The 26,419-nt window shown below is 52.4% G+C and carries 18 protein-coding genes; 10 read left to right on the forward strand and 8 right to left on the reverse strand.

Annotation, left to right across the window (positions count from 1 at the left end; genetic code table 11):
* Positions 1–284 precede the first annotated feature (284 nt).
* Entirely contained in the window at positions 285–878 is a 594-nt protein-coding gene (locus MYB54_RS01400; protein ID WP_014916905.1) for a YhgN family NAAT transporter, read from the reverse strand.
* 299 nt (positions 879–1,177) lie between these two features.
* Between MYB54_RS01400 and asd the strand changes: the two genes are divergently transcribed.
* A complete protein-coding gene (gene asd, locus MYB54_RS01405) occupies positions 1,178–2,281 on the forward strand; it encodes an aspartate-semialdehyde dehydrogenase (protein WP_039277647.1) in 1,104 nt (367 codons plus the stop codon).
* 145 nt (positions 2,282–2,426) lie between these two features.
* Here asd and MYB54_RS01410 read toward each other — a convergent pair whose 3' ends face one another.
* Positions 2,427–2,918 carry a hypothetical protein gene (locus tag MYB54_RS01410; protein ID WP_248721413.1) on the reverse strand — a complete coding sequence of 164 codons (492 nt, stop codon included), beginning with the start codon at positions 2,916–2,918 and terminating at the stop codon, positions 2,427–2,429.
* Positions 2,919–3,001: 83 nt separating this feature from the next.
* A complete protein-coding gene (locus tag MYB54_RS01415; protein WP_039277645.1) occupies positions 3,002–4,720 on the reverse strand; it encodes a sensor histidine kinase in 1,719 nt (572 codons plus the stop codon).
* A 372-nt stretch (positions 4,721–5,092) separates the two neighbouring features.
* On the opposite strand from MYB54_RS01415, the gene glgB reads away from it, so the two are divergent.
* From glgB to glgP, 5 genes are all read left to right on the forward strand, one after another.
* Positions 5,093–7,270: a 1,4-alpha-glucan branching enzyme gene (gene glgB, locus MYB54_RS01420; protein ID WP_248721414.1), complete on the forward strand. Its 2,178-nt coding sequence runs from the start codon at positions 5,093–5,095 to the stop codon at positions 7,268–7,270.
* Positions 7,271–9,247 (forward strand): glycogen debranching protein GlgX, encoded by a 1,977-nt coding sequence (gene glgX / locus MYB54_RS01425; RefSeq protein WP_248721415.1) that lies wholly within the window; start codon positions 7,271–7,273, stop codon positions 9,245–9,247. It abuts the gene before it with no gap.
* Positions 9,248–9,282: 35 nt separating this feature from the next.
* Positions 9,283–10,560, forward strand: coding sequence for a glucose-1-phosphate adenylyltransferase (gene glgC / locus MYB54_RS01430; protein ID WP_100018001.1), 1,278 nt, complete (start codon positions 9,283–9,285; stop codon positions 10,558–10,560).
* Between the two features lie 28 nt (positions 10,561–10,588).
* Positions 10,589–12,028, forward strand: a complete 1,440-nt coding sequence (gene glgA / locus MYB54_RS01435) for a glycogen synthase GlgA (protein WP_248721416.1) — start codon at positions 10,589–10,591, stop codon at positions 12,026–12,028.
* 75 nt (positions 12,029–12,103) lie between these two features.
* Positions 12,104–14,551, forward strand: a complete 2,448-nt coding sequence (gene glgP / locus MYB54_RS01440; RefSeq protein WP_014916897.1) for a glycogen phosphorylase — start codon at positions 12,104–12,106, stop codon at positions 14,549–14,551.
* A 97-nt stretch (positions 14,552–14,648) separates the two neighbouring features.
* Here the strand turns inward: glgP and MYB54_RS01445 are convergent, their stop codons facing one another.
* From MYB54_RS01445 to glpD, 5 genes are all read right to left on the reverse strand, one after another.
* Positions 14,649–14,915: a type VI secretion system PAAR protein gene (locus MYB54_RS01445; protein ID WP_206556055.1), complete on the reverse strand. Its 267-nt coding sequence runs from the start codon at positions 14,913–14,915 to the stop codon at positions 14,649–14,651.
* Positions 14,916–15,005: 90 nt separating this feature from the next.
* Positions 15,006–15,896 (reverse strand): hypothetical protein, encoded by an 891-nt coding sequence (locus MYB54_RS01450; RefSeq protein ID WP_206556054.1) that lies wholly within the window; start codon positions 15,894–15,896, stop codon positions 15,006–15,008.
* A 688-nt stretch (positions 15,897–16,584) separates the two neighbouring features.
* Complete coding sequence (locus MYB54_RS01455; RefSeq protein WP_206556053.1) at positions 16,585–17,481, reverse strand: DUF4123 domain-containing protein; 897 nt, start codon at positions 17,479–17,481, stop codon at positions 16,585–16,587.
* A complete protein-coding gene (locus MYB54_RS01460) occupies positions 17,474–19,444 on the reverse strand; it encodes a type VI secretion system Vgr family protein (RefSeq protein ID WP_206556052.1) in 1,971 nt (656 codons plus the stop codon). Before MYB54_RS01460 ends, MYB54_RS01455 begins: the two co-directional genes overlap by 8 nt.
* Positions 19,445–20,020: 576 nt before the next feature.
* A complete protein-coding gene (glpD, locus tag MYB54_RS01465) occupies positions 20,021–21,520 on the reverse strand; it encodes a glycerol-3-phosphate dehydrogenase (protein WP_010277863.1) in 1,500 nt (499 codons plus the stop codon).
* A gap of 320 nt (positions 21,521–21,840) precedes the next feature.
* On the opposite strand from glpD, the gene glpE reads away from it, so the two are divergent.
* The 4 genes from glpE (at position 21,841) to malP (ending at position 26,414) form a co-directional block, all read left to right on the forward strand.
* Positions 21,841–22,164 carry a thiosulfate sulfurtransferase GlpE gene (gene glpE, locus MYB54_RS01470; protein ID WP_039504599.1) on the forward strand — a complete coding sequence of 108 codons (324 nt, stop codon included), beginning with the start codon at positions 21,841–21,843 and terminating at the stop codon, positions 22,162–22,164.
* A 68-nt stretch (positions 22,165–22,232) separates the two neighbouring features.
* Positions 22,233–23,066, forward strand: coding sequence for a rhomboid family intramembrane serine protease GlpG (glpG, locus tag MYB54_RS01475; protein WP_014916895.1), 834 nt, complete (start codon positions 22,233–22,235; stop codon positions 23,064–23,066).
* A gap of 24 nt (positions 23,067–23,090) precedes the next feature.
* Positions 23,091–23,849 (forward strand): DeoR/GlpR family transcriptional regulator, encoded by a 759-nt coding sequence (locus MYB54_RS01480; RefSeq protein ID WP_010277854.1) that lies wholly within the window; start codon positions 23,091–23,093, stop codon positions 23,847–23,849.
* A gap of 42 nt (positions 23,850–23,891) precedes the next feature.
* Entirely contained in the window at positions 23,892–26,414 is a 2,523-nt protein-coding gene (malP, locus tag MYB54_RS01485) for a maltodextrin phosphorylase (protein WP_248721417.1), read from the forward strand.
* The last annotated feature ends 5 nt before the right edge of the window (positions 26,415–26,419 follow it).

Raw genomic sequence — 26,419 nt, forward strand, 5'->3', positions numbered from 1 at the left:
GGCTAAATTATGCCGCTACGCGGTGCCATCGGCGTTCATGACCACTTTTCGAGCCGACTGTGACGCGTTTACTTGCCCCATAAACGGGGCTCGCCCTTCGGGCCAGCACAAGTGCTGTTCAAAAACGTCTCTGACGTTTTTGTCCGGCGCGGCACAGCCTTTCGCGGCGTCCCTGCCGCTCACTCGGTGGTCATGCCCATCGCTGCATAATTTTTACGCCAGATAACGTCAACCCCCTAATAATTTGCACATTTATGTATAGGACACAGGGGGAAACGGAGCGTCTATAACTTCATGTAGGCACGCACGCCGTCGAGGAACATCTGCGTCGATAGCATGACCAGAATCAATCCCATCAATTTCTCCAGCGCACTCACGCCTTTCTCACCCAGCAAACGCAAGAACACATCCGACATCAGCAGGATGATGAATGAGATCGTCCAGGCGATAAACAGCGCCAGCGTCAGGTGGGGTAGTTGATTGGGATACTGGTGGGACAGCAGCATCAGCGCCGCGAGGATCGACGGCCCCGCTACCAGTGGAATCGCCATGGGCACCAGAAACGGTTCTTCGCCTGCTGGCAGGCCGCTGCTATTGCCTTCCTGCGAAGGGAAAATCATACGAATCGCGATGAGGAACAGCACGATACCGCCAGAAATCGACACGGTTTCGGTGCGCAGATTCAGGAATGCCAGAATGCGTTCACCGGCGAACAGGAAAATCAGCATCAGCCCGAGTGCGATCAGCATCTCACGGATTAGCACCACACGTCGGCGTTTGGGGTCGAGGTGTTTGAGTACGGACATAAAAATCGGCAGATTGCCGAGTGGATCCATAATGAGCAACAGCAGCACTGTTGCGGAGATCATTTCTGTCATTTTGGTTTTTTACTCCCGAAACCTTGTTTCCTGACCTGGGCCATCTTCACGGGCTGACCAACGTGATTATCCTGTGCCAGGTTGATGATATTAGAATGACTGCTGAAAAAGGGCGTACTATCGAATAAATTCACTTGCGACTTTATGTACATTTTGTAAGGTTGAATGACACGATTATTTACAGGTTTACGACACGACGCGCGCGCGACCTCTGCGGGAGATCACCGAACCAGCAATCACTAAGCGCTATCGACGTTAGCCAGAATTCTTTTTGTTACCCCCAAAGCAGGACAGTTACCATGAAAAATGTTGGTTTTATTGGCTGGCGCGGTATGGTCGGCTCGGTTCTCATGCAGCGCATGGTGGAAGAACGCGACTTTGATGTGATTCACCCGGTATTCTTTTCGACTTCTCAGCACGGCGAACCTGCTCCGGCGCTGGGTGGTCATAAAGGCGTGTTGCAGGATGCTTATAATATCGATGCACTGCGCGCGCTGGACATCATCATTACCTGTCAGGGCGGCGATTATACCAATGAAGTTTACCCAAAGCTGCGTGAAAGTGGCTGGCAGGGTTATTGGATCGATGCCGCATCCTCACTGCGTATGAAAGATGACGCGATTATTATTCTGGATCCGGTTAACCACGGTGTGATTCAGCAGGGTCTGGATAAAGGCATCAAAACCTTTGCCGGCGGCAACTGTACCGTCAGCCTGATGCTGATGTCATTGGGCGGCCTGTTTGCGAACAATCTGGTTGAGTGGGTTTCTGCTGCGACGTATCAGGCAGCTTCTGGTGGCGGTGCGCGTCACATGCGTGAACTGCTGGCTCAGATGGGTTCGTTACACGGTGAAGTGGCGAAAGAGCTACAGGATCCGGCTTCTGCGATTCTGGATATCGAACGTAAAGTGACCGCGCTTACCCGTAGCGGTTCGCTGCCGACTGATAACTTCGGCGTGCCGTTGGCAGGTAGCCTGATTCCGTGGATCGACAAACAGCTGGATAACGGCCAGAGCCGCGAAGAGTGGAAAGGTCAGGCGGAAACCAACAAGATTCTTAGCACCAGTAGCGTCATTCCTGTTGACGGCCTCTGCGTGCGCGTCGGCGCACTGCGCTGCCACAGCCAGGCGTTCACCATCAAACTGAAAAAAGACGTGGCGCTGCCGGAAATCGAACAACTGCTGGCAACCCACAATGACTGGGTGAAAGTGGTGCCGAACGATCGCGACATCACCATGCGTGAGCTGACGCCTGCTGCGGTAACGGGCACGCTCTCTACGCCGGTGGGTCGTCTGCGTAAGCTGAACATGGGGCCGGAATACCTGTCCGCCTTCACGGTCGGCGATCAGCTGCTGTGGGGAGCCGCTGAACCGCTGCGCCGTATGCTGCGCATTCTGCTGTAATCCTCCTGCTTTTCTGGCGCAACATCGTTTGGTGTTGCGCCATATTTCTGCTCGTATTTCTTCACTCGTATGTCTTCGAGAACCGCGACGGGCCGGGTATTTCAGAACGCCCAGCGTCCAAGGCGCGTATCACTCACTGAGATTTTCAGCAAAGTACCAGACTTCTTTGTTGCAGGCACAGATTTAGCTGATCCACTTTATCTTTAGCCGTTGTGGTGCAGATAAAACGTGGGTTTTCATGTAAATAGACGTCGCCGTTCTGAAGTAATCCAACTTCAAGCAACTGCAATTCGGCTTGTTGTAACTGCTGCTGTAGCACTGGCAGGTAAAAACCGGATGCATCATAAAAGAACTCTTCAGGAGTGATGTCCCCGATTGGGAAACCCTGTTCGTCAAACAAACTGTCTATAGATAACGCGATCCCTGCTTGCTGAATAGGGGTTAACGCTTCCAGCGCCTGAAGATCAAATTCTTTCCATTCGATATAACAAAGAAAATCTTCCCCCAATAAATTATCCAGCCAATAGATCTGTGCATATTCGCCATGCGATTGATTCAATGCTGGCGTAATGATGTCGTGTGCTGAAAATCCGGGTACTGCCTGTTCAAATGCGGCATAAAGTGCGGTATCGGTCATAACGCCTCCTTGTATTGATAAACTGATTTTGCTCTGCCGTCACGGTAGCCTGCTACCTGGCCCACAACGCCTTTATCTCCCCATCACGCCACGCTATCCAGCTGTTCCAATGCCTGACGGGGTGAGATCAGTGGAACGCGTACTTCGACCCGGGTGAATTTATCCGCTTCGCTGACTACCGTGATGCCATAGCGGTTGCCGTAGCGTGCTTTGATGCGACGGTCGACCAGATTCATGCCCAGCCCATCGCCGCCGCTGCGAGGCTGATAGGTACCAGCGTTATCTTCCACTGACAGTTCCAGCGTGTTGGCGTGCAGGCGTCCGCTAATGTGGATATGCCCGTTTTCAATCATCTGAGAGATACCGTGCTTAATCGCATTTTCGACAATCGGTTGCAGGGAAAACGCGGGTAACCGCGCTTCACGCAGCGCCTCCGGTAGCGAAATGTCTACGGTAAGGTGATCGGCAAAGCGCGCTTTTTCGATTGCGAGATAGGCATTAACGTGTTCTAGCTCGTCATTGAGCGACACTTCATCGTTGCTGCGCTTGAGGTTTTTACGGAAAAACGTCGACAGGGACAACACCAGCTGGCGAGCGTGATCGGGGTTGCGTCGTATCACGGCGGACAGCGTGTTCAGTGCGTTAAACAGAAAATGCGGGTTGACCTGTGCGTGTAGCAGCTTGATTTCCGATTGGGCCAGTAGCTGTTTCTGCTGTTCAAAACGGCCCGTCAGAATCTGTGCGGAAAGCAGGTGGGCGATCCCTTCCCCCAGCGTGCGGTTAATGCTGGAAAATAGCTTGTTCTTGGGCTCATAAAGCTTGATCGTGCCGACAACGCGCTGATCTTCGCCACGCAGCGGGATCACTAGCGTGGAGCCGAGTTTGCAGTGTGATGAAACCGAACAGGTATAAGACACTTCGTTGCCGTCGGCGTACACCACCTGATTGTTGTCTATCGCCCGACGGGTGTGTGATGACGTGATAGGCGCACCGACATTGTGGTGGTCGTCGCCCAGCCCGATGAAGGCCAGCAGTTTGTCGCGATCGGTAATGGCTACGGCACCCACTCCCAGCTCTTCATACAAAATACGGGCGACGCGCATACTGTTTTGCGGGTTGAATCCCTGACGTAGCGCCCCTTCGGCGCGGGCGGCGATTTGCAGAGCCTTGGCGGAAAACGCAGAGGTGTATTTTTCAAAAATGGCGCGTCTGTCGAGCAGGATGCGCATGAACATGGCGGCACCGATGGTGTTGGTGATCATCATCGGTAGAGCGATGTCTCGAACCAGTTCAACCGCGTTATCAAACGGACGGGCAACCAGCAGAATAATCGCCATTTGCAGTATCTCCGCGACCAGCGCGGTCAGGCCGACGACGAGGGGCTGGAACAGCAAATCGATGCGGTTGCGGCGTGCCAGATAGCGGTGTAACAGCCCGCCGAGCAAGCCTTCGGCAATCGTCGACAGCATACAGGCCAGCGCGGTCATCCCGCCCATCGAATAGCGGTGTAATCCGCCCGTTAACCCGACGAGAAAGCCGACGGAAGGGCCGCCCAGCATGCCGCCGAGCACGGCGCCCGTCGCGCGGGTATTGGCAATAGAATCGTCTATATGCAGGCCGAAATAGGTTCCCATAATGCAAAACACGGAAAACACCAGATAGCAGACCAGCTTGTGTGGCAGGCGGATGGTGACCTGCATCAGCGGGATAAAAAGCGGTGTTTTACTGAGCAGATAGGCGATAACCAGATAAACACACATCTGCTGTAACAGGGAAAGAATCAGATCAATCTGGCTAACCATGGGCGGGATCTCATCATACGCGAACCGCCAAATTGTACTGCTTTTTGCTAGCAGACGAACCGATCTTTAAACAAAAGATGCTAATTATCCCGTGTCATAACTTATTCATATAAATATAAACGGAAAAATTTCATCCGTTCTCTGATATTTCTCCGTTCTTTGACTACGCTGAATTAGGGGGCGTGGTTCAAGAACTCTTTCATAGTATTCATTATTTTTACACGTCGCCGTTATTCATTAGCAAGCTAATAACCCGTTATTTTTATTGAATTTTTGTTAAAAATAAGTAACGGGAGAATATAAGCACAACGTAATGCGCTTTTTATATTACTTATTTATTTAATTCAAATGGTTAATCAGAGGATGGATACCATGTCAGCGTTTTCTGAGGCGATTAATTCACTTATTTCCGGGCACTATGCCGATCCGTTTTCGCTGTTAGGTATGCATCATTCCTCCAAAGGTCTTGAAGTTCGGGCACTGCTGCCGGATGCGCAGGCAGTCTGGGTTGTGGATGCCAGCAATGGACGAAAAATCGTCGAGCTGGATAGTGTAGACGAACGCGGTTTTTTTTGTGGTCTGGTGCCGCGCCGGAAAAATGCCTTCCGTTATCAACTGGCCGTGACCTGGGGTGAAGAAACCTGGGTCATTGAAGATCCTTACCGTTTTGGCCCGCTGTTGCAGGATATGGACATTTGGCTTTTGGCTGAAGGCACCCACCTGCGGCCTTACGAGCGGCTAGGCGCACATCTGGAAACGCTGGACGGTGTTGAAGGCACGCGCTTCGCCGTCTGGGCGCCGAATGCCCAGCGCGTTTCAGTGGTGGGGCAGTTCAACTTCTGGGATGGTCGACGTCATCCGATGCGGCTGCGGCAGGAAAACGGTATTTGGGAACTGTTTCTGCCCGATGTGAAAGCGGGGCAGCTCTACAAATATGAAATGATCGACAGCCACGGCAACGTCCGGCTGAAGGCCGATCCGTATGCGTTCGAAGCGCAGATGCGCCCGGATACGGCCTCGCTGATTACACCGCTGCCTGAGAAAGTCCCGACCAGCGACGCCCGGCGTGAGGCGAACGGTCTGCGTTCACCGATCTCCATTTATGAAGTTCACCTTGGTTCCTGGCGGCGGCATACGGATAACAATTTCTGGCTGAGCTATGAAGAACTGGCGAATCAGCTGATTGATTATGTGCTGTACATGGGTTTCACGCACGTGGAGCTGATGCCGATTAACGAACATCCGTTCGATGGTAGCTGGGGTTACCAACCGCTGGGGCTGTATGCGCCAACGCGCCGTTTCGGCACCGCGTCTGAGTTCAGAGCCTTTGTTGATGCGCTCCATGGGGCAGGTATTAACGTCCTGCTGGACTGGGTGCCGGGGCATTTTCCCGGCGACGAATACGGTCTGGCGCAGTTTGACGGTACCGCGCTGTATGAATATGCCGATCCGCGTGAAGGCTATCATCAGGACTGGAACACGCTGATTTATAACTATGGTCGCCATGAGGTGCGTAACTATCTGGCGGGCAACGCGCTGTTCTGGATGGAGCGCTATGGCATCGACGGCCTGCGGGTCGACGCTGTGGCTTCCATGATTTACCGCGACTACAGCCGCAGTGAAGGCGAGTGGGTACCGAACCATTACGGCGGTAAAGAGAACCTCGAAGCGATTGCGTTTCTACGTTACACCAACCATATGCTGGGTCATGCCGCGCCCGCGGCGATCACGCTGGCCGAAGAGTCCACCGATTATCCAGGCGTCACGCTGCCGCCGGACTGCAACGGGTTAGGGTTTCACTACAAGTGGAATATGGGCTGGATGCACGACACGCTGGCTTATATGCAGCACGATCCGGTTCACCGCAAATACCATCATGATTTGCTGACGTTCGGCATGTTGTACGCCTATAGCGAGAATTTCGTGCTGCCGCTGTCTCACGATGAAGTGGTGCATGGTAAGCGCTCGCTGCTGGATCGCATGCCCGGCGATGTCTGGCAGAAATTTGCCAATTTGCGCGCGTATTACGGCTTTATGTGGGCGTATCCCGGCAAGAAGCTGCTGTTTATGGGCGGCGAATTTGCGCAAGGGCGTGAGTGGAACCACGACGCCAGTCTGGACTGGCACCTGCTGGATGAGCCGGAAGGTTGGCACCGCGGCGTGCAGAAGCTGGTGCGCGATCTTAACCACTGCTATCGCCAGCAGCCGCCGCTGTATCAGCTTGATTTCCAGCCTCAGGGCTTTGAATGGCTGGTGGTGGATGACCGGGAAAACTCGGTCTTTGTCTTTGTCCGGCGTGATGAGCAAGGCAATGAGATGCTGGTGGTCAGCAACTTCACGCCGGTTCCACGCTATGGATACCGTATCGGCATTAACCAGCCTGGCGGCTGGCGAGAAGTGCTCAACACGGATTCGGTTCACTACAACGGTAGCGATACGGGCAATGTCGGGACGATTTACAGCGAGGAGCACGCTAGCCACCAGCGCCAGCATTCTCTGGTTCTGACTATTCCGCCGCTTGCCACGCTGTATCTGGTGAAGGAGGCGTAAATGGCGGAATTGCAGACGGGCAAGCCGACGCCGCTGGGAGCCAGTTTTGACGGCAGCGGCGTGAATTTCGCGCTGTTTTCGGCGGATGCCGAGCGAGTCGAACTGTGTGTATTTGATGAACATCAGCAGGAGCAGCGCATCGCGCTGACTGCACGCAGCGGCGATATCTGGCATGGCTATCTCCCTGATGCACAGCCGGGGCTACGCTACGGTTTCCGGGTCGATGGGCCGTTCGAACCGTCGCAGGGTTTGCGCTTCAATCCGCATAAACTGCTGTTGGATCCGTGCGCCCGCCAGCTTGATGGCTGGGTGGTGGATGACGCTTGCCTGCAAGGCGGGATTGACCAACGAGATGAGCGCGATAGCGCTGGCATTATGGCGAAGTGTGTCGTTACGGCTGAGGATTATGACTGGCAGGATGACCAGCATCCGCAAACGCCCTGGAATCAGACGGTGATTTATGAGGCGCATGTCCGTGGGCTGACGCAGTTGCATCCCGATATCCCCGAAGACATTCGCGGTAGCTATGCGGCGTTAGGCCATCCGGTGATGATTGACTATCTGACGTCGCTGGGCATCACGGCGCTGGAGCTGCTTCCTGTACAGCAGCATGCCGATGAACCCCGGCTTCAGCAACTGGGGCTGCGTAACTACTGGGGCTATAACGTGCTGCTGCCGTTTGCCGTCGATAACAGTCTGGCCGCGGGCGACGACGCGCTGAATGAATTTCGCGATGCGGTGAAAGCGCTGCATCATGCGGGCATCGAGGTCATTCTGGATGTGGTGTTTAACCACAGCGCCGAGCTGGACGTCGAAGGGCCCACGCTGTGCCAGCGCGGTATCGACAACCGTAGCTACTACTGGCTGACTGAAAACGGCGAATACCATAACTGGACTGGCTGCGGCAATGTGTTGCGCCTGAATCATCCGGCGGTGATGGATTGGGTGATGGACTGCCTGCATTTCTGGCGCGAGGTCTGCCACGTAGATGGTTTCCGCTTCGATCTGGCAACGGTGCTGGGGCGTACCCCGGATTTTACCGCCGACGCGCCGCTGCTGTCTGCTATGAAAAATGATAGCCGCTTACAGGGCTGCAAGCTGATCGCTGAACCGTGGGACATCGGACATGGCGGTTATCAGCTCGGTCAATTCCCGACACCGTTTGCCGAATGGAGCGACCGCTACCGTGACGACATGCGCCGCTTTTGGCTGCATGGTGACATTTCTCTTGGCGCATTCGCCCGCCGCTTTGCTGCTTCCAGCGACATCTTCCAGCAGCGTGACCGCCTGCCTCATGCCTCCATCAACAAACTGACGGCCCATGACGGCTTTACGCTGCGCGATCTGGTGAGTTTCAACCACAAGCACAATGACGCCAACGGCGAGGGCAACCGCGACGGCACAGGTAGCAATTTCAGCAATAACCACGGTACGGAAGGGTTGGAAGCGGATGACGACATCCTTCAACGCCGACTGGCCAGCCAGAAGGCGCTGCTGACGACGCTGATTCTGTCGCAGGGAACGCCAATGTTGCTGGCGGGCGATGAACTGGGACACAGCCAGCAGGGCAACAACAACGCCTACTGTCAGGACAACGAATTGACCTGGCTGCACTGGGAAAACGCGAATAGCGCGCTGCGTGAGTTTGTCGCCGGATTGATCCAGTTACGCCGCACGATTCCGGCATTGCAGCAGGAAACGTGGTGGCAAGAAGGGGATGGTGCAGTGCAGTGGCTGAACCGAGAAGGGCAGCCTTTGACGCCGCAGCAATGGGAGCAAGGGGAGCATCAGCTACAGATTTTACTTTCCGGTCGTTGGCTCGTGTTGTTTAACGCCAGCCTGCATGCCGGTGCGTTCATTTTGCCAGAAGGCCACTGGCAGGTTTCACCGCCGTTTGATGAGACGAATCCGCCTGAAGGTGGAATTTGGCACGGACAAGCGCAGGCGGTAAGCGTCTTGATAAAGCAGACCGCCTAAGCGCAAGCCATTAAAAGAATAATCAGGAGATAGCCATGGTGAATAACGACAAGCATGACCCTCTGATGTTGGCAAGACAGCTCCCTTTGAAATCCGTGGCATTAATTTTGGCCGGAGGCCGTGGAACGCGACTGAAAGGGTTGACGGCATTACGTGCCAAGCCTGCCGTCCATTTTGGCGGCAAATTTCGCATTATTGATTTCGCGCTCTCTAACTGCCTGAATTCCGGTATCCGCCGTATTGGCGTGATTACGCAATATCAGTCGCATACGCTGGTGCAGCACATTCAGCGCGGCTGGTCATTTCTGAATGCGGAAATGAACGAATTTGTCGATTTACTTCCTGCGCAGCAGCGCCATTCGACCGATCACTGGTATCGGGGAACGGCAGATGCGGTGTGTCAGAATCTCGACATCATTCGACGCTATCGTGCGGAGTATGTGGTGATCCTCGCGGGCGATCACATCTACAAGATGGACTACTCACGTATGCTCATCGATCACGTGGAGAAGGGAGCGGAATGTACCGTCGCCTGTCTGCCCGTACCGATCGAAGAAGCCAGCGCCTTTGGTGTCATGAGTGTCGACAAACAGCACCGCATCCTCGATTTTGCCGAAAAACCGGATAACCCGACGCCGATGCCGGATAACCCCGATATGGCGCTCGCGAGCATGGGGATCTATGTTTTTAATGCGGACTATCTTTATCAATTACTGGAAACGGATCGTAGCGCGACGGATTCTGCCCACGACTTTGGGCAGGATTTGATTCCGAAGATTGTCTCGCAGCGTCTGGCCTGGGCGCATCCTTTTACGCTGTCGTGCGTCACATCGGGCGAAGATGAACATCAGTATTGGCGGGATGTCGGCACGCTGGAAGCCTACTGGCGCGCCAATCTCGATTTGGCGTCCGTTACGCCGGAGCTGGATGTGTACGATCGGCACTGGCCGATTCGTTCCGCGATTGAATCGTTGCCGCCCGCCAAATTTGTTCAGGACCGTTCCGGCAGTCACGGCATGACAATGAACTCGCTGGTATCCGGGGGCTGCATCGTCTCCGGTTCTGTTGTCACGCATTCCGTGCTGTTCCCGCGCGTGCGGGTGAATTCGTTTTGCAGTATCGATTCGACGGTGATCCTGCCGGATGTCAACGTGGGGCGCTCCTGCCGTTTACGCCGTTGTGTCATCGATCGCGCCTGCCACTTGCCGGAAGGCATGGTGATTGGTGAAAACGCGGAAGAGGATAGCCGCCGTTTTTACCGTTCGGAAGAGGGGATCGTGCTGGTCACGCGATCAATGTTGGAAAAGCTGTAAACACCATCGGAACAAAACGGGAGTAATAATGCGGGTCTTACATGTTTGTTCGGAGCTATTTCCACTATTGAAAACCGGTGGACTGGCGGATGTGGCTGGTGCGTTGCCCGGCGCGCAGATTGCGGCGGGGATGGATGCCCGTGTCATCCTGCCTGCCTTCCCCGATCTGAAAAAAGGCATCGCCAACCTACAGGTTGTGCGTGAGCTGGATACCTTCGCGGGACACGTCACGCTGCTGTTCGGCCATTTTAACGGCGTCGGTATTTATTTGATTGATGTGCCTGAGCTGTATGAACGCGCGGGCAGCCCTTATCACGACCCGGCGCTTTATGCGTATGCTGACAACTACCTGCGGTTTGCGCTGCTGGGGTGGATGGGATGTGAAATGGCATGCGGGCTGGATCGCTACTGGCTGCCTGATGTTGTGCATGCCCATGACTGGCACGCGGGGCTGACCTGTGCCTATCTGGCGGCGCGCAACCGTCCGGCGAAATCGGTCTTTACCGTTCATAACCTGGCCTATCAGGGGCTGTTTGATGCCCGGCATATGCCGAATCTCCACCTGCCGAGCGAGTTCTTTCAGGTGTACGGGCTGGAGTTTTACGGCCAGATTTCCTACCTCAAGGCGGGATTGTACTACGCTGACCATATTACGACCGTCAGCCCAACCTACGCGCACGAGATTACGCTACCGGCTTATGGCTACGGCATGGAAGGTTTGCTGAAAACGCGCGAAGAAGAAGGACGGCTGTCCGGCATCCTCAACGGCGTAGACGAAACGATTTGGAATCCGGCGCACGATCCTTTACTCACCAGCCATTACTCCCGAGATGCTTTAGCGGACAAAGCCGCAAACAAGCGGCATCTGCAAACGGCGATGGGCCTGAAGGTGGACGACAAGGCACCGGTTTTTGCCATCGTCAGCCGCTTGACCAGTCAGAAAGGGCTCGATATTGCGCTAAGCGTGGTGCCGGACCTGCTGGAACAGGGCGGGCAACTGGTGGTGCTGGGCGCAGGGGATGCGGATTTACAGGAGGGCTTTCTGGCGGCGGCGGCGGAATATCACGGTCAGGTTGGCGTACAGATTGGCTATCACGAGTCCTTCTCGCACCGCATTATTGGCGGCGCGGATGTCATCATGGTGCCGAGCCGATTTGAGCCTTGCGGGTTAACGCAGCTCTACGGCCTGAAATATGGCACGTTGCCGCTGGTACGCCGAACCGGCGGGCTGGCGGATACGGTATCGGACTGTTCGCTGGAGAATCTGGCGGATGGGCTGGCAAGCGGGTTCGTCTTTAACGATTGCAGTGTGGGATCGCTATCCCGCGCGATTCGTCGTGTGTTTGTGTTGTGGTCCCGACCCACGCTATGGCGCTATGTGCAGCGTCAGGCGATGGCGATGGATTTTGGTTGGCAGGTTTCTGCTCAGGCTTATGGTGCGCTCTATCAACGCTTGTATACCCACTAGTTTTCCCGCTGCGCGTCATCCTCGTGCAATCTGAAAACGACAGGGTAGGGTAACACTCACTTGGGAATGAATATTATGAACTCGCCGTTTATCTATACTTCACCAACGCTCAGTGTGGAAGCGCTGAAACACTCTATTGCTTACAAGCTCATGTTTAGCGTGGGGAAAGATCCCTCTATTGCGAATAAACATGACTGGCTGAATGCTACGCTGCTGGCCGTGCGTGACCGGATGGTGGAGCGCTGGCTGCGCTCGAATCGGGCACAGCTTTCGCAGGATGTGCGGCAGGTCTATTACCTGTCGATGGAATTTTTGCTGGGGCGGACGTTGTCGAACGCGCTGCTGGCGATGGGACTGTATGACGATCTGAAGGCCGCGCTGGATGGCATGGGGCTGGAACTGGACGATCTGCTACAGGAAGAAAACGATCCCGGCTTAGGGAACGGCGGCCTGGGGCGTCTGGCTGCCTGTTTTCTGGATTCGCTGGCGACGATGGCGCTGCCGGGGCGCGGCTACGGTATTCGCTACGAATACGGTATGTTCAAACAGAATATTGTTAACGGCAGGCAGGCTGAATCGCCGGACTACTGGCTGGAATACGGTAATGCGTGGGAATTCCCGCGCCACAGCACGCGCTACAAAGTGCGCTTCGGCGGCCGAATCCAGCAGGAAGGCAGCAAAATGCGCTGGTTGGAAACGGAAGAAGTTATTGCGTGTGCCTACGACCAAATCATTCCCGGTTTTGATACCGATGCCACCAATACACTGCGTCTGTGGGGCGCGCAGGCCAGTAACGAAATCAATTTGGGTAAATTTAATCAGGGCGACTATTTTGCGGCGGTAGAAGATAAAAACCACTCGGAAAACGTGTCGCGCGTGCTGTATCCCGATGATTCCACCTATTCAGGCCGCGAACTGCGTCTGCGTCAGGAATACTTCCTGGTTTCCGCCACGGTGCAGGACATTCTCAACCGTCACTGGATGATGCACAAAACGTACAACAATTTGGCAGAGAAGTTCGCCATTCACTTGAACGATACGCATCCGGTGCTGGCCATCCCTGAGCTGATGCGTTTGCTGATCGATGAGCACAAATTCAAATGGATAGAGGCGTGGACCGTGGTGAGGAAAGTCTTCTCCTACACCAACCACACGCTGATGCAGGAAGCGCTGGAAACCTGGCCGGTTGATATGCTGGGTAAAATCCTGCCGCGCCATCTGCAATTGATTTTCGAAATTAACGAACATTTTCTGGAGTACGTCCAGAAAGAAGTCCCCGATGACAACGAACTGTTGGCGCGGGTTTCCATCATTGATGAAAACAACGGGCGTAAAATACGCATGGCGTGGCTGGCTGTAGTGGCCAGCCATAAGGTGAACGGCGTATCGGAGCTGCACTCGGATCTGATGGTGCAGTCTCTGTTTGCCGATTTCGCCCGTCTCTTCCCTAACCGCTTCTGTAATAAAACCAACGGTGTGACGCCGCGGCGCTGGCTGGCGCTGGCTAACCCGTCGCTCTCCAAACTGCTGGATGACACCATTGGGCAGACCTGGCGCACCGATCTGAGCCAATTGAGCGAACTGAAACAGCACATCGATTATCCGGCATTTGTGCAGAAAATCAGCAAGGTGAAGCTGAAGAACAAAGTGCGTTTAGCGACCTATATGGCGGAAAACCTGAATATTGTGGTTAACCCGGAATCGCTGTTTGATGTGCAGATTAAGCGTATTCACGAATACAAGCGGCAGTTGCTGAACGTGCTGCACGTCATCACACTCTATAACCGCATTAAGGATGACCCTGAGGTCGAGCGTGTACCGCGTGTCGTCATTTTTGCGGGCAAAGCCGCATCAGCCTATTACATGGCGAAGCATATTATTAACTTGATCAACGATGTCGCGAAGGTGATCAACAACGATCCGACCCTGCACGATCGGCTGAAAGTGGTCTTCATCCCGAACTACAGCGTGAGTCTGGCACAGATGATCATCCCAGCGGCGGATCTCTCTGAACAGATCTCGCTGGCGGGCACGGAAGCCTCCGGAACCAGTAATATGAAGTTTGCCCTGAACGGTGCGCTGACGATTGGCACGCTGGATGGGGCGAATGTTGAAATGCTGGAACATATTGGCGAAGAGAATATGTTCATCTTTGGCAACACGGCCGATCAGGTTGAAGCGCTACGTCAGAACGGCTACAACCCACGGCAATATTACGATCAGGACGAAGAACTGCACCGCGTGCTGACGCAAATCACCACGGGCGTTTTCAGCCCTGATGATAGCCGACGTTATAGCGATCTGTTTGATTCACTGGTGAATTTTGGCGATTACTACCAGCTACTGGCAGATTATCGCAGCTATGTGGATACGCAGGATCGGGTGGATGAGCTGTATGCGAAAAAGGACGAATGGGCGCGCTGTGCCGTCCAGAATATTGCCAACATGGGCTATTTCTCGTCCGACCGCACCATCGGCGAATACGCAGAAGATATCTGGAATATTAAACCGATACGGTTGTGATGAGAGAAGACCCTTCCATTGAGGGTTAATTTTTAAAAAGACAACAGGCGTTCAATGAACGCCTGTTTACTAAAGATGGGGGAAGTACTGTGGTATATCATCCGATATTCACACTTCCCCCACCAATCAACACGCCCCCACAGCTTACTGCATCACCCGTGCGTGCTGCTGGTTTACCATCAACGAGTACGCTGGATGAACCGCTGCTAATGCTCCGGTCATGACCATGATGAGACAGCGGATCGCCCTGACGAGCCAACGGCAAACCATCAACTTTAACCGTTGATGAACCTGCAGCGACAGGTGTCGGTGGATGACTCCCATGCCCTGTGTCGCTATCGCCTAATTTAACTGCGTTACCCACATTGCGTTCCTTTTCGTAGGGTACTTCCGTTGCAAATACGATTTGCCCATTCAGACTCAGCGTTGTTTTTTCAGCTTCTCTGTAGCGATATCAAACACTGTTGAGTGCGCGGTCATGTTGCCTACTTGCAACGTCGATACTATCACCATTTTTATCGTCATCATTTTTAGACAAAATCCATTGCAGCATTGTTCTATCTGGTTTTTGGTTATATTTCTCCGAGTTTAATTCACTATCAGGAAATGGTGTTGGAATAGACTTTATATGTGGAATGTTATTAATGACCTTAAGATCGCCGTCAAATTTACCTGCTTTTTTCTTCTCCTTATTATAACGACTAAAATCATTCCATGTACTTTCTGGAATTAATCCTGCGTGGCGTAATGCTTGCCATGTGAAATCGATACAACTATTTGTTGCTCCGTTATAATAAAGGTCGAAATATTTTTCAGATTCATTGGTTGCGGTATCTCCAAATTCTTTTAATTTATTGTATTGGTCTTTTTTTATTTCGATTTTTCTTCTGTAATAAGGATTTTCATAATGATGAGTATCTTTGTTTGTGACTGAACCATCACCTGTAATTCCTGATTTTTTTGGTGCAAAGCCATAAGATTTTGAAGTGTTAATATTATTTTTTTGAAGTTTAGAGATCTCTAACCACATATGACCAGCTTCAGATACGACTCTTTTTCCTTCTTTAAACTCTGGTTTTCCATCGTTATCATTTAAAGGCGTTCCTGGATAAGCGGTATAAATAGTGACAGCATATCTAGATTCTAAAGAGTTAATAAGCTCATCTACAAACTCTTTTCTGGCATGGGATGGCGGGCATGTGGCGCAAGCTTGACCAGCATTATAATTCGAATTTTTATCAGGGTGTGAAAATTTTTCAATTTCTTGTTTTTTTTGTTCTACAGTTAGAGAGTCTTTTTTTGAAATATACTCGAGTAATTCTTCAGTTTTATTTTCAGGCTGCATATTAAAATTCCTTTTTATTTCAATTTATCTAATATGAAATTATCCTGGTGAAATATCTATAAGTAATAACATTTTTCATTTTTTAACGACGCTATATCTAAAAATAACAGATGAGAACTATAATTAGTTGAGTTCGATGTAAAATACTTATTTTAAGATTTTCTAATGAACGGCATTAATGTTGATTGTCCTCGTCGCTAGTCTACTTATGATGAGCCTGTTTATTACGCAGATACCGTAAGGTCAATGAACCAAAGAGTGGAATGCTTAACATAATAATAAAAAATAAAGACGAATATATGTAATCAAAATCTGTGACTGTAATAGAAAATATAAAAGTAATGATTATCATCGTAACGATATAATATTTTTTCATTATTAAGTGGAAAAAGATAGAAACAACACTGCAACTTATTGTGTAGCTTGCGAAAATAATCCATGAGACAAAATTCCAGCTATTAAAAAAATACGTATGCACATCCCTATCACCACAAAAAAAAGCATATAAAAATGATAGCGATAACCAAATAAATGTGGGTATTAAAAAGATGCCAATAATAGATGATTTATTCATTACATATCCCTATATGATAGAGTGAAAGACACAAGTCCTTTCGCCGAAATTACCATACTTTATACGCCCACTCAACCGTGGGTAAGTACGATGCTCCAGTCATGCCTATCCCTCTCAGGCAGAATATTCACCTAGAACATCTTTTAATAAATTACTAACACGATAGTAACCAGGTAATTCTTCACGGAGCAAAGAATCCCTCCAAAACTCGGGGGCTTGTTCTAATGAATAATAATCCTTTTCTATTAACAAATGAATTAACTCACGAATTGAGTGGTCATCATTAATGTTATGCTCTTTACAAAAATAATAACACTCAATGACAATATGTTTTACTGAGAAAGTTGTCGAATTTTCCTGAGAGTCTTTATAGAAATAAAAATCCTGTTCAGGATCACTTTGGTTACTGCTGTGAGAAATGTGATGTATCTTTTCTTTATATTTAACAAGTGTTTTAGAAAAAACCTCATCAATATATCTCAATTCGGAGTGGTTATTTAGAACATCAAGTTGTGATTGACTAAATTTTAGAAGTTTCATCTTGCTCTTGGCCGTGAGAGGAAATTGAGCACGAACTGAATGAAAAGTCTCTTCTCGTACTGCTCCATCATAAATGGTCATGATTTTTTCAATTGGCCCCATGAAGCAGAACAGTTCCCACTCAGTCATTACATCGCAAAAAGACCAAATATTTCTCGGATCATAAAAACGGAAAAATACAGGTTTTTCTTCATTGGGGATCTGTACATGTAGATATTTACGCAAGTGTTGCCGCAATACTTTCATTTCAGACGTTGTTTCCAACAAGATACCCCAGGGTGTTTTCCTTCTATTCAGCCAGTGAAAGACCCTGTCATCTACTTGCACCAGGTGCGGTGCCAATTTCCCAATATCTTCCGGTACTGGCTCCGCGTATAAACTGGCATGAGGTGGATCTAATTGTTCCAGCATCGAAAATAATTCAGGCTCTACCGCTGCATCCACTATTGCCCAGCGTGTTATCTCACTCACTGTTTTCTTTCTCCTTTGCCGGACAGTGCGCCACAAACATCGTCCCTGCGACAGCGGCCGCTTTCAATATCGCCGGATCTGCGGGGAGTGCCACATCGCCCGGGCTGCCGCCTGAATTCAGATTGATGGCTGGCCCTTTGATGTCCACCCCGCCGGCGTGGATGACCACAAAGCTGCCTCCGACCCTGAGCGTTAATTTGCTGCCGCTTTGCAGCGTCAGGTCGCCGTTGCTGTCCACGCTGAATACGCCGCTGATTTTCTGCGTCAGATCGCCCTTAACCTGTATGCCCCGATCGCCTTCGGTCAGCGATAAATGGTTGCCTGTGGTTTTGTGATCCTGATTGCCTTCTACCGTGACTTTACGATCGTTGGCGACCACCAGTTCTTCATCATGTCCGATGCTTGTTGTGTGGTTATAGTCCACACGCTCATCTTTGGAATTGAGCACCCGCACTGCCATATTTTTCTGGGCGTGGAGGAAGATCTCTTCGTTGTCGGTCGCATCCTCAAAGCTGAGTTCGTTAAATCCTTTGCCTTTATGGGTTTTGGAGCGAAGCGTGGTACGCGTTTTGTTAGCGGGCAGCGGATAGGGGGACGGGTTAGTGACGTGGAAAGTACGCCCGGTCACAATCGGCTGATCAGGATCGCCTTCGAGGAAGCTGACGATCACTTCATGGCCGATGCGCGGGATGGCAATCATGCCGTACTGGCCGCCTGCCCAGCCCTGACTAACGCGCACCCAGCAGGAACTCTGGTCATTGCTCGCACCGTAGCGATCCCACGGGAATTGCAGTTTTACCCGACCATACTGGTCGCAGTAAATTTCTTCCCCCGTCGGGCCGACGACGGTGGCGATTTGCGGACCATCCACCATCGGTTTGTATGGCATGGCAGCACGCCATGTCGTCGTGCCTTTCACCACCGCAAAACTGTTGCTCATGGTCGTCGGTTCGCCGCCGCTTTCCTCTTCCAGCGCCTGCGGCTGCTGCCCGACGTGCGTCACGCTCACCGTCTGCCACACTGCATTCAGCGTCGCATTCGGGTGCTCGGTCAGGGTGAAGGTGTTGCCCGGCATCAGCCCCGCACAGTTGGATTCCCCTTCGCTCGTCACCGCCCCTGAACGCAGCGCATCCATCCGGTAACCGCTGAACGCCTTGCCGCTCGGGTCTTGCTTATAGCGACCTGGATAGTCGTAATGCTGGTAGCTTTCGCGCTGATGCTCCAGCTCACCGCTCATTTTCTTATGCAACAGCCCGTAAGCCGGCGTTTTGAAACTGTAGTCTTTCAGCACGACTTCGGCCGTACTCACCCGCTCCGCGTAGTGGAAGCGCCGGACATATTCGCCCTCACTCAGCCCCTGCGTCGCCAGATTGAAGAACAGCTCGGGGCCTTTGGTCAGCGCACCGGCATCGTCGGCAAACACCACCCGGTGTTTACCCTCTTCGTATTCATGGAAGAAATACATTCCCTCCTCAGCAGCCAGCCGGGTGATAAAGGCTAAATCGCTTTCCCGATACTGCACGCAGTATTCGCGCACCGCGTGCTCGTTACGCAGCGCAAAGGCGTAGTCGGTAATGCCCGCTTCTTCCAACAGCGCACCAATAATCTCTTCCGGCTTTTGGGCCTGAAAGATACGGGCGTTGGTGCGTAATCCCAGTCGCCACAGGGCCGGACGGACTTCCACCTGATAGCGCGTGCGGCGGAATCCGGTGTCACCCTGCGTGAAGCCACTGACAATCCCGCTGACGCGACGTTTCAGTTCGCCTTCATACCAGATCATCAGCTCGCACGGCTGGTCCAGCACCGCGCCGAAATCCACATCCGGCAACGCGCTTGCCAGACTCAGCGACAGGCTGAAAGGCCTATTCAGCCCTTCATCCAGCCTGAAATCCACCACCGCGAAAGTGCCTGCTTCCAGGGCACCGACCTTTACGGTGAACTGTAATCCTGTACTGTTTGCCACCCGTCCTCTCCTTCTTCCTTCGCCGTTGCCATGGCTACCGCACGCCTCGGGTTTTCCCGGAGCGGCACGTCGCTATCCTGATTGAAATGAAAACTTGCGTTGAGGTCTGAGCCTGCTCACACCATCATTCATGTTGATAAAGCGTTACGTTGATAAGATGCCGTGTTGGCTAAAAACGCAACGTGGGTGCAAAGCGCAAAACATTTAAGTCGAGCAGAGAGTCGGTGTGTTCACGTCGTGGGAGACAAGAAGGTTGCAGGGTTGAAGCGGTGTGAAGAGTAATGAAAACGTTCCATGTGGCATCTTTGACGCTATTCCTTTTAAGAAAGTACGCGTAAAGGATAACAAGATTTTTTCAGAGTCAATAGCACAAAAAAAGGACTAAAACTAAGTAAACCCATTGATTAATATTGAAATAATCTCATTGAGAATAAATTAGAGTGCGAATCAAAAGGCTCAATCATCATCGGAGAACCGGGTACGATAAGAGTATGTTGCGGATGTTAGACGTCTGCTATTTATAGTAGGAAGGCTTCTCGATCAGGGGGCCTGATCGAGAAGTAGAGGTTGGAGCAATTAGCCCGCTTTTGCTATCTGTTGGTAATGGTTTGCCAGCCAGTCGCTGATGCGTTGTTTCTGTGCATCATCGAAGCGCATGCCCAGTTTGGTGCGGCGCCAGATGACGTCATCAAGCATAACGGCCCATTCTTTTTCGACCAGATAGCGCAGTTCTGCTTCATACAGGTCATGACCGAAATCTTCACCCAGGTCGCTGAGGCCTTTCACGTTTGCCAGAATCAGTTCGCTGTTTGAACCGTAGGTGCGGCTGTAACGGCGCGTCAGTGATTCAGGCAGATTGAAGCGGCGACGCAGCGCAGCGGCGTAGTCATCACGCGTGCCGGCGATATCACCACCCGGCAGTACCGCACCTTTCGTCCAGGCCTTACCCGCTTGCGGGTAGTATTTGTGCAGCTTGTCCAGCGCGTGCTCTGCCAGCTTACGGTATGTCGTCAGCTTGCCGCCAAACACGGAGAGCAGGGGAGCCTGACCGTTATCATCATCGACTGACAGCGTGTAGTCACGGGTAATCGCCTGCGGAGAATCGGATTCGTCATCACACAGCGGACGCACGCCAGAGTAAGTCCAGACGATATCGTCACGCGTAAGCTGCTGTTTGAAATGGTCGTTATACACGTCCAGCAGGTAGGCGACTTCGTTGTCATCGATCTTCACATCGTGCGGATTGCCTTTGTACTCCACGTCGGTCGTGCCGATGATTGAGTAGTCATCCTGCCACGGGATCACGAACACAATACGGTGATCTTTGTTTTGCAGAATATACGCCTGCGGTTGGTTATGAACTTTTGGCACCACGATGTGGCTGCCTTTGATCAAACGGATGCCGTAAGGCGATTTCAGCTGCAGGCCGTCATCAAAGAATTCTTTCACCCACGGACCAGTGGCGTTCACCAGACCTTTGGCGCGCCAGGTGAAGGTTTCGCCAGTCAGTGAGTCAACCGCATCGACAATCCATACACCTTGTTCACGGCGAGCGCGGGTCACTTTGGTGCGGGTACGGACTTCTCCGCCGCGTTTTGTCACTTCCTGCGCGTTTAACACCACCAGACGCGCATCGTCCACCCAGCAGTCAGAATATTCAAAGCCCTGCTTCAATTCAGGCTTAAGCACAGAATCTGCGCCGAATTTCAGTCCTTTACTGGCAGGCAGGCTGACGCGTTTGCCGATGTTGTCGTACATGAACAGGCCGATACGAATCATCCAGGCCGGACGCAGGTGCGGTTGGTGAGGCAAACGAAAGCGCATAGGGAAAATAATGTGCGGGGCCATTTTCAGCAGCGTTTCACGCTCAGACAGCGCTTCGCTGACCAAACGAAACTCATAGTGCTCAAGGTAACGCAGGCCACCGTGAATCAGCTTGGAACTGGCGGAGGACGTGGCACAGGCAAGATCCTGCGCTTCCAACAACAGGACTGATAACCCTCGCCCAGCCGCATCTGCGGCGATGCCTGCACCGTTAATTCCGCCGCCGATAACGATTAGATCTTTGGTTTCCACGTTTCTTCCTCCACCCTCGAATAAATCAAAATGTTCGTTTTCGAGCATTATGATAATCGAAAACAAACAAATCAGCCAACGGTTAACCAAATAAAAACATTTATGCGTGACGAACCTAACAATATGATGATAGTTGTCACATTAAAAGAAGGGATATTAGGCTGGAATTGTGCCGTTTTGTCGCCACTCTCCACATTAGTGAAGCACTGTTTTTATAAATAACCTTATAATCATATGGGTTTTATGCCGTTGAAGGCGGGTTACAATGACGCCAGTTGTTACTAACATCCTGTCCATTATTAACAAGGTTGTCACTTTCGATGGAACAATTTGAAGCTATCAGTATTGAGCAAGCCCATTCCCGCTGGCAGGAAGGAGGCGTTGTTGTTGATATTCGCGATCCACAGAGCTTTGTCGCAGCCCATGTCCCCGGCGCGACGCACCTGACGAACGAGACGCTGTCTGACTTCGTGCGCGGCGCTGACCTCGAAGCACCGGTCATGGTGATTTGCTACCACGGTATCAGCAGCCGCAACGCTGCACAGTACCTGATTAGCCTGGGATTTGATTCGGTGTACAGTATCGATGGTGGCTTTGAGGCCTGGCAAAACCGCTACCCGCAAGACACGCAGGCGCAAGCCTGATCGCATGACGATTAAAGAACCTTTATTATCATGTTCCTAACTCAACCTACTCACTGGCGCTTCCCGCTATGATGATTCGCGTTATTGCTCTCTCCAACCCGCGTCTGGCTCAGGCATTTGTTGATTACATGCGTACACAGCAGGTTCATCTGGAAATGCGGCCTCAGGGGCATGAAGCTGAACTGTGGCTGGAGGATGAAAGCCAACTGAGCAAGGTTCAGGGTGAGCTGGAGATTTTTCTGCGCGACCCGACAAACCCGCGCTATCTGGCGGCCAGTTGGCAAACGGGATCGATGGATACCGGTATTCAATACCAACGCTACTCTTACCTGCAAACGCTGAAGCAAAAAGCAGGCCCGCTGACGCTCTCCCTGATGGTCGTGACGATCGCGGTGTTCATCCTGATGCAAATCTCGGGCTATGAGAGCGTGATGGTATGGCTGGCATTCCCGGCTGAGGGACAACAGATAGAGGTGTGGCGCTGGTTCAGTCATGTTTTGTTGCACTTTTCCCTGCTGCACATTTTGTTCAATCTCATGTGGTGGTGGTATCTGGGCGGCCCGGTTGAAAAAGTGCTGGGAACCGGAAAGTTACTGGTCATCACGTTGGTTTCCGCGCTGGTGAGCGGCTGGGCGCAGTCTTGGTTTAGCGGAACCCATTTTGGTGGCCTGTCTGGCGTGGTTTATGCCCTGATGGGCTATGTCTGGCTGCGAGGGGAACGAGAGCCTGACGGTTATTTATCCATGCCGCGCAGTTTGATGGCCTTCGCTTTACTGTGGCTGGTCGCCGGATATTTCGATATTTTAGGCATGTCGATCGCGAATGCGGCGCATGTGGCTGGTCTGGTTGTCGGGCTATTGATGGCCTTTTGGGACACGTATAATAAAACAAACCCCCGGTAAATCGGGGCGTCTTAGGGGATAAATGTGAAGCAGACACAACGGCATGACGCCATTATTGAGCTGGTGCGCCAGCAGGGCTATGTCAGTACTGAAGAGCTAGTGGAGCATTTTGCGGTGAGCCCGCAGACCATTCGTCGCGATCTGAACGATCTGGCCGAGCAGAATAAAATCCATCGCCACCACGGCGGCGCGGCATTGCCGTCCAGCTCGGTTAACACGGCCTACCATGACCGTAAAATGATGTGGTCGGATGAAAAAGCGCGCATTGCCCGTCGGGTGGCGAGCCAAATTCCAGACGGCGCTACCTTGTTTATTGATATCGGTACCACGCCCGAAGCGGTGGCCTATGCGCTGATGCAGCATAAGGATCTGCGCGTGGTCACCAATAACCTGAATGTAGCCACGCTGCTGACGGCAAAAGAGGATTTTCGCCTGATCTTGGCCGGTGGCGAAGTGCGTACCCGCGATGGCGGTATCATGGGGGAAGCGACGCTGGATTTTATCTCTCAGTTCCGCCTGGATTTCGGCATTTTGGGCATCAGTGGTATTGACATGGATGGGTCATTACTGGAGTTTGATTACCATGAAGTGCGCACAAAACGGGCGATTATTGAAAATTCTCGCTGCGTCATGCTGGTGACGGACCATTCCAAGTTTGGTCGTAATGCGATGGTGAATTTGGGTAACATGGATTTGATAGACTATCTTTTTACCGATCAGTCACCACCGCCCAGCGTACTGAAAATCATTGAACAACATAAGGTACAGTTGGAGTTGTGTTGAACCCGATGTGCCTTTTCCATGATGGACAAAGGAGGAGGCACGATGTCAGATTCTTCAAGAAAGTCGGGTTCTGCAAAAGTATCCGGATCGTCAAAACGTTCAGCGGCTGCAAAAAAGCCAGAGGCTTTAACGCAGCCCGTTTCCTCCGCCCATCCCGCTATCGCCTTTGATGCCTCAGAATTTACCGTCGCGCTGCGCCGCCAACAGCGGCTCGGTGGCGTCGCGTCCCTGAAAACGATGACGCCAGTGCAGTGCTGGCGCGCCGTCAGCCTTGCGCTGTCTGAACAACTGCTGATGCACTCCGCTTCGCCAACGTCTCCTGTTGCCAATACGCCTCAGCGCCATGTGAACTACCTGTCGATGGAGTTTCTGCCCGGTCGTCTGACGGGCAACAACCTGCTGAATCTGGGCTGGTATGACGCGGTAGCCGCCGTGCTGGCTGAGCAGGGACTGAACCTGAGCGATATTCTGGAGCAGGAAACCGATCCGGGTTTAGGCAACGGCGGATTAGGTCGGCTGGCATCCTGCTTTCTGGATTCGATGGCAACGGTGGGGCAGCCTGCAACGGGTTACGGCCTCAAATACCAATACGGTCTGTTCCGTCAGCATTTTGCGCAGGAAAAGCAGCAGGAAACGGCCGATGACTGGCAGCGCGATACCTATCCGTGGTTTTTACCGCGCGCGGAGTTGGCGGTGGATGTTGGGTTTGGCGGGCGTCTGCAACCTCAAACTGACGGCACCTTGCGCTGGCTGCCGGATACCGTTTTCAGAGGTGAAGCCTGTGACCTGCCGGTGATTGGCTATCACAACGGTGCGGCGCAGCCGCTGCGTTTGTGGCGTACGACGCATCGCGATCCGTTTGATTTGACGTTATTCAACGAAGGGCACTATCTGCGTGCGGCACAGGCGGGGATTTCCGCCGCCAGCCTGACCAGCGTGCTGTATCCGAATGACAACCACGCTGCGGGCAAACGCCTGCGCCTGATGCAGCAGTATTTCCACTGCGCCTGTTCGGTGGCCGACATTCTGCGCCGTCATCTTAATGCTGGGCGGGCGCTGTCCACGCTGCCGGATTACGAAGTCATCCAGCTTAATGATACTCACCCGACGTTGGCGATCCCCGAACTGATGCGTCTGCTGCTGGACGAGCATCAGATACCGTGGGATGAAGCCTGGTCGATAACCGGACGCACCTTTGCCTATACCAACCACACGCTGATGCCGGAAGCGCTTGAGCGCTGGGACGAACGGCTGCTTGGCCGTCTGCTTCCGCGTCACCTGTCTATCATTCGGCAAATCGATACGCAGTTTAAGGCGCAGGTCGAACAGCAATGGCCCGGCGATCGGCAGATATGGGCTAAGCTCGCGATTCGCCACCAGCGTCAGATTCGCATGGCAAACCTGTGTGTTGTCAGCTGCTTCGCGGTCAATGGCGTGGCGGCGCTGCATTCGGAGCTGGTGGTGAAAGATCTGTTCCCTGAATATCACCAGCTGTGGCCGACCAAATTCCATAACGTCACCAACGGCATTACACCACGCCGCTGGCTAAAGCAGTGTAATCCGGCGTTATCCACGCTCATCGACGACACGCTGCACACGCCGTGGGTGAATGATCTGCCCGCGCTGCAAGGGCTGGAGCCCTATGCTGACGATGCTGGCTTTCGTGAGCGCTATCGACAAATCAAAGCCGATAATAAAACGCAGCTGGCGACCTACCTCCGCCAGCAGTACGACATCGTGATCGATCCGCAGGCGTTGTTTGATGTGCAAATCAAGCGATTGCATGAGTACAAACGCCAGCATTTGAATCTGCTGCATATCCTCGCGCTATATCGTCAATTGCGTGACAATCCGCATCTGGATATAGTGCCGCACGTCTTTTTGTTCGGTGCCAAAGCGGCACCGGGCTATGTATTAGCGAAAAACATCATTTATGCCATTAACCGAGTCGCTGCGGTCATTAATCAGGATCGCCGCGTTAACGATCGCCTGAAGGTTGTCTTCCCGCCGGACTATCGCGTCTCGCTGGCCGAACGGATGATTCCTGCCGCGGATGTGTCTGAACAGATTTCAACGGCAGGTAAAGAAGCGTCCGGCACGGGCAATATGAAGCTGGCGCTGAACGGCGCGCTGACCGTCGGCACGCTGGATGGCGCGAATGTAGAAATGGCGCAGCAGGTCGGTGAAGACAATCTGTTCATTTTCGGTCACACCGTCGAACAGGTAAAAGCGCTACAGGCGCAGGGCTATGAGCCGTCTGACTACCTTGCTGTGACACCGCTGCTGCGTGAAGTGTTGAACGAGCTAGCGAGCGGTGCGTTCAGTCAGGGGGATAAAAATGCGTTTGCCCCGCTGTTGGATAGCCTGCTGAAACTGGGCGATCCCTATATGTTAATGGCCGATTTTGCACCGTATTGTGAGGTGCAGCAGCGTGTTGATGCGCTTTACCGTGAGCCGGATGAATGGACGCGCCGCTGTGTGCTGAATACCGCCAGAATGGGGATGTTCAGTTCGGATCGGGCGATTCATGATTACCAGACGCGCATTTGGCAAGCGCATCGTTAGGAAAA

Source organism: Pectobacterium nicotianae, assembly GCF_023272715.1.
Taxonomy (GTDB): domain Bacteria; phylum Pseudomonadota; class Gammaproteobacteria; order Enterobacterales; family Enterobacteriaceae; genus Pectobacterium; species Pectobacterium brasiliense.